The 5,176-nt window shown below is 68.8% G+C and carries 5 protein-coding genes; 3 read left to right on the plus strand and 2 right to left on the minus strand.

Annotated features, from left to right (window positions below; translation table 11 throughout):
- Positions 1-231 precede the first annotated feature (231 nt).
- Both FV222_RS16570 and FV222_RS16575 read left to right on the plus strand, forming a co-directional pair.
- Positions 232-1,335, plus strand: a complete 1,104-nt coding sequence (locus FV222_RS16570) for a calcium:proton antiporter (protein WP_147815149.1) — start codon at positions 232-234, stop codon at positions 1,333-1,335.
- Between the two features lie 368 nt (positions 1,336-1,703).
- Complete coding sequence (locus FV222_RS16575; protein ID WP_246685502.1) at positions 1,704-2,666, plus strand: phytanoyl-CoA dioxygenase family protein; 963 nt, start codon at positions 1,704-1,706, stop codon at positions 2,664-2,666.
- Positions 2,667-2,705: 39 nt separating this feature from the next.
- Here the strand turns inward: FV222_RS16575 and FV222_RS16580 are convergent, their stop codons facing one another.
- Positions 2,706-3,422, minus strand: coding sequence for an FAD-binding oxidoreductase (locus tag FV222_RS16580; RefSeq protein WP_246685503.1), 717 nt, complete (start codon positions 3,420-3,422; stop codon positions 2,706-2,708).
- Positions 3,415-4,020: a sulfite oxidase-like oxidoreductase gene (locus FV222_RS16585; protein ID WP_147815153.1), complete on the minus strand. Its 606-nt coding sequence runs from the start codon at positions 4,018-4,020 to the stop codon at positions 3,415-3,417. Before FV222_RS16585 ends, FV222_RS16580 begins: the two co-directional genes overlap by 8 nt.
- A gap of 41 nt (positions 4,021-4,061) precedes the next feature.
- On the opposite strand from FV222_RS16585, the gene FV222_RS16590 reads away from it, so the two are divergent.
- A complete protein-coding gene (locus FV222_RS16590; protein WP_246685504.1) occupies positions 4,062-4,898 on the plus strand; it encodes a class I SAM-dependent methyltransferase in 837 nt (278 codons plus the stop codon).
- Positions 4,899-5,176: the final 278 nt, after the last annotated feature.

Here is a 5,176-nt window from a genome sequence, read left to right on the forward strand (position 1 = left end):
GGGTGGGAAACGGCACGGTACGGGGCTTTCACGACCGTCCGTCCCGTCAGAACCGACGCTGGGCGCGGCTCTCTGTCAGGCTCACCGGTCTCGACTCGGGTTGCGAAGCCATACCCTCTAGCGGCTTCCTGGGATTTCCGCCACGTCCCGGCCCGCATGGGGCGGTTGCGTGTGCGCAATCCATCCCGATCGCCTAAGCATCGTCGCAGGGGCGGATGGATCGGACGATCGATGGGAACGGCGCGGTTGGCGGTGGTGTGGGCGACGGTTGGCGCCTTCGCGTGGTTCGGTAAGGCGTGGCTCGGCGACCTGACGTCGCCGCTGTTCGCCCTCGCCCTGTTCGCGTGGCTGCTCGTCGCGATCTTCTGGTGTGCCTTCGGTGTGGTGCACGAGGCGGAGGAGCTGGCCGACATCCTGGGTGAGCCGCTGGGCACCCTGGTGCTGACGCTCTCCATCGTCGTGATCGAGGTGGCGCTCGTCTCAGCGGTGATGCTCGGCGCGAAGGACGCGCCGACCCTCGGTCGCGACACGATGTTCGCGGTGCTGATGATCGTCCTCAACGGGGTCGTCGGCCTCGGGCTCCTGGTCGGCGGCCTGCGGCACCACCAGCAGAGCTACAACCTGCAAGGGGCGTCGGCCTTCCTGTCGGTGATCATCCCGCTCTCGACCCTGGCGCTGATCATCCCGAACTTCACCACCTCGACCCGCGACGGCACCTTGACCACGCTGCAGGCGGTGACGTTCTCGGGCTTCACCCTGGCGCTCTACGCGGTGTTCCTCCTGATCCAGACCGGGCGGCACAGCGACTTCTTCCAAGATGGTTCCGGCGCGGAAGGCAGCCGGTCCGTCGCGGAGCCGGAGCGACGCACCAAGGCGCCGGCCGGCAGCATCGTCCGGCACACGGTGCTGCTCGTCGCCAACATCCTGCCGATCGTCTTGCTCTCCAAGAGCCTCGCGACGATCCTCGACCACGGCATCGCGGCGCTGGGCGCGCCGTCCGCGCTGTCGGGCGTGCTGATCGCGGCGATCGTGTTCACGCCCGAGGCGATTTCGGCGCTGAAGGCCGTCGCCCGCAACGAACTGCAACGCGCGATCAACCTGTGTCTCGGTGCGGCGACCTCGACCATCGGCCTCACCGTGCCGGCGGTGCTCGCCGTCGGCCTGCTCACCGGCCAGACGGTGGTCCTCGGCCTCAAGCCGACCGAGATGACGCTGCTCGCCGTGACCCTGATCCTCAGCACGCTGACCTTCTCGGGCCTGCGGACCACGGTGCTGGAGGGGGCGGTGCACCTGATCGTGTTCTTCGTCTACCTGGTGCTGATCTTCAGCCCGTGAGCCTTGCCGTCGGCTGCAGCCTAACGCCGAAATTTCTTGGATTTCACGGAGCTAGGCCTTGAGACTATCGAAGACATCACGGCAAGGGGCGGCTTCGGCCGTACCAATCCAAGCCGACCCGCGCAGGCGCGGACATTGCAAACGGCCTTGGATCGACGGCCTCAGTATCACCCAAATCCAATGTCGAAATCGATAGCCTCTGATATCGGCGCGGTGGGCGGAGCGGATCGATGACGCGTGCGAGCGTAGCGGGCAAGGTTCGGACCTGGGCGAACGCGGCCCGAGGCTTAGCCGGTGGACGGAGCGACACGCTCGGAAGCGAGCCGCCGGCGCACCTTCCCGTCTCGCGACCCGGAGCGCCCAACGTCGTGGACGCCGACGTCCCTGTCGACATCGGCTGCATCAAGGTGTTCCGCTCGGAGAACTTCCCCGAATCCGGGCCTTCGCCCTGGCTCGACCGGCCGGACGCCGCCGAGACGATCGCGCGGCGCCTCGATCGGGGCGAGCTGACACCGAAGCAGGCCGAGATGTGCCGGTTCTGGGCCGAGAACGGGTATTACGTCGCCCGCGGCGCGGTCGATCCGGACACGATCGACGCCGCCTGGGCCGCCTACGAAGCCGCCATCGCGCAGGGTGAGATCACGCTCGCGCCGGAGAAGGCTGCCGACGACGACCCCCATCCCGGCCGCTACCTCAACCCGCACCTCAAGGTCGAGGAACTCGATACGCTGCTCGAGCACCCGGTGCTGTTCAACTTCAGCAGCATGGTGCTGGGGCGTCGAGCGATCCCGTTCCAGACCATCGCCTCCCACAAGGGGAGCCAGCAATCCGAACATTCGGATTCGATCCACATGACGACCTACCCGCTCGGCTACCTCGCCGCCTGCTGGGTCGCGATGGAGGACATCCACGACGATTCGGGGCCGCTGGTCTACTATCCCGGCAGCCATCGCCTGCCTTACGTGTTCAGCCACGACGTCGGCATCTCGACCGACGACTTCCGCGACAGGGGCTACGCGGCCTACGCAGAGCGCTACGAGCCGGCGATCAAGCACACGATCGCCGAGCACGGCATCGCGCCCCGGCGCTTCATCGCGCGCAAGGGCGACGTGCTGTTCTGGCACGCGAACCTCCTGCACGGGGGCTCGCCGCGCAACGACGTCACCCGGTCGCGCAAGGCGCTCGTGCACCACTATTTCGCCGAAGGCTGCGTCTGCTACCACGACCTCTCGGCGACCACGTCCGCGGTCCACGGGTCGGTGGAGAGCCTGCCGACCTGCGGCGCCTCGAGCCCCGACATCAAGCGGCGCAAGCAGATCAGGCGGTCCTGACGGCCGGCGTCGCGTCGAGAGAATCCGTAGAGCGAACTGCTAACCGCCGAACCGCTCGGTGCGGATCAGCCCCGGGGCGACGCCGGCCTCGACCAGCAGCGTCGCGGCCGTGCCCACGAACGGCGTGGCGCCGCAGATGAAGACGCGGGTCGGGTGGCCGAGCGTCGTGAGCGCTTCCGCTACCGTCGCCGCATCGATCCGCCGTCCGCCCGAGCGGGTCGCGGTGAAGATCAGCGACAGGCCCGGCTCGGTGCCGGCGCGCGCCTCGATCTCGTCGAGCGCGATCGCATCGCCGCGGGTCCGCGCCGAGTAGAGCAGAAGAGCCGGGATCTCCGGTGCCACCGCCCCCCGGTGGCGCAGCATGGCTAGGAGCGGCACCACGCCGGAGCCACCGCCGACGAGCAGCAGCGGCCCGCCGTCGGCCGGCCCCCAGGAGAACGCGCCGCCGATCGGCCCGCGCAGCTCGATCGCGTCGCCGACCTCGGCGATCTCGTGGAAGAAGCCCGAGACCTCGCCGCCCTCCAATCCCTCGATCATCAGCTCGATCGTTGCCGAGCCGTCCGGCGCCGAGGCGATCGAGTAGCTGCGCTGCGCGCGGTAGCCGTCCTCGGCGGTGAGGCGCACGTCGACATGCTGGCCCGGCCTGTAGGCGTCGGCGATCTCGGTGCGCATGCGAAAGCTCTTCACCCGCGCGGTGACCGGCGCGATCGCCGTGATCACCGCCTGTCGCCAGCGGAAGTCGGGCGCCTCAATCACTGGTGTAGCGCTGCTCACGCCAAGGGTCGCCGTACATGTGGTAGCCGCGCATCTCCCAGAAGCCGGCCTCGTCCTTCTTGGTAAAGCGCAGGCCCTTCAGCCATTTCGCGCTCTTCCACAGGTAGAGGTGCGGCACGAACAAGCGGGCCGGGCCGCCGTGGTCCGGCTCGATCGGCGCGCCCTCGTAATGCGTCGCGATCATCGCCCGTCCGCCGGCGAGGTCGGCGACGGGGACGTTGGTGGAATAGTCGTCGTAGCCCTCGGCGAGCAGGAAATCCGTCGGCGCCGCGATGCCGGCGTCGGCGAGCACGTCGTCGAAGCTCACGCCCTCCCAACCGGTGTCGAACTTCGACCATTTGGTGACGCAGTGGATGTCGCCCTGCCAGGCGGTGCGCGGAAGCGCCTGGAATTCGTCCCAACTCCAGGAATTCAGCGGCTTGGCGCCCTCGCGAAGGGTGAAGCGCCACGTCGCAAGGTCGATCGTCGGGTTCGGCCCGATCTGGAGGATCGGGAAATCCTCGACGCGGTGCTGTCCCGGCGGAAGCCGCTTCTGCGTCTCCTCCGGACTGCGCCGGCCGACGAAGCCTCGTGTCGCCATCTCGGTCCCTTCCGTTGCGGTTCGGCCCGGTTGCAGCCGGAATGACCGGCGCCGTCAAGCGGCGGCTTCTTCGAAACCGCTGGCAGGGCTACCCTGATCCGGCGACAGGCGACGACGAGGCGGCGACGATGGACCCGACGTTCAAGGACCACTTCTCGTCGCAGGCGGCCGCCTACGCGGCCCACCGGCCGACCTATCCGGCGGCCCTCGCGGCGTTCCTCGCCGAGGCCGCGCCCGGACGTGGGCTGGCGTTCGACGCCGCCTGCGGCACCGGGCAGCTCTCGACGCAGCTCGCCGCGCATTTCGGCGACGTCGTCGCCACCGATGCCAGCGCCGCGCAGATCGCGAACGCGACGCCGTATCCCCGTGTCACGTACCGCACCGCGCCGGCCGAGCGGAGCGGCTTGACGGCGTCGAGCGCCGACCTGATCACCGTAGCGCAGGCGGCCCACTGGCTCGACCTCGATGCGTTCTACGACGAGGTCCGCCGCATCGCCCGGCCGGGCGCGGTGCTGGCGCTGGTCAGCTACGGCATCCTGCACGTCGAGGGCGAACCGGATGGAGCAGTCCGACACTTCTACGACGACGTGGTCGGGCCGTACTGGCCGCCCGAGCGCCGACACGTCGAGGACGGCTACCGATCGCTGCCCTTCTCGTTCGCGGAAATCGCCGCACCGGACCTCGCAATCACGGTGGCGTGGTCTCTTGCCGACCTGATCGGTTACGTCGAGACGTGGTCGGCCCTGCGTGGGCTGGAGAAGGCGATCGGTCGCGGGCCCGTCGACGCTTTCCATGAAGCGCTCGCGGCATCATGGGGGCCGGGCGAACAGCTTCGCACCGTGCGCTGGCCGCTGTCGCTGCGCCTCGCGCGGGTGTGAGTGGTGGCCGAGGGCGCGCGCCGAAGATTTGCCTCAAAGCAAGTTTGTTCTATCGAACGATCCGAGGCCCAACACGAATGTGATCTTCGTGGCAGGCGGCGAAGCCCGCGGCGTTCGCATTTCGTTTACGATCTGGCCGGACATTGCGGCCACGACAGACCCAGAGGGGACGAACCATGATCCGATATCTTTCCGTTGCTCTCGTCGCCGGGAGCCTCGTGGCAGTCGCACCGGGGGCGCAAGCCCGCGACGGCATCGGCGCCGGCGGTGCGGCCGCG

The organism is Methylobacterium sp. WL103, from assembly GCF_008039885.1.
GTDB classification, from domain to species: domain Bacteria; phylum Pseudomonadota; class Alphaproteobacteria; order Rhizobiales; family Beijerinckiaceae; genus Methylobacterium; species Methylobacterium cerastii.

What these genes read in the sequence shown, in the direction of transcription:
- FV222_RS16570 (WP_147815149.1), top strand. Translation starts at nt 232, where the DNA reads ATGGGAACGGCGCGGTTGGCGGTGGTGTGGGCGACGGTTGGCGCCTTC.
- FV222_RS16585 (WP_147815153.1), bottom strand. Translation starts at nt 4,020, where the DNA reads ATGGCGACACGAGGCTTCGTCGGCCGGCGCAGTCCGGAGGAGACGCAG.
- FV222_RS16590 (WP_246685504.1), top strand. Translation starts at nt 4,062, where the DNA reads ATGACCGGCGCCGTCAAGCGGCGGCTTCTTCGAAACCGCTGGCAGGGC.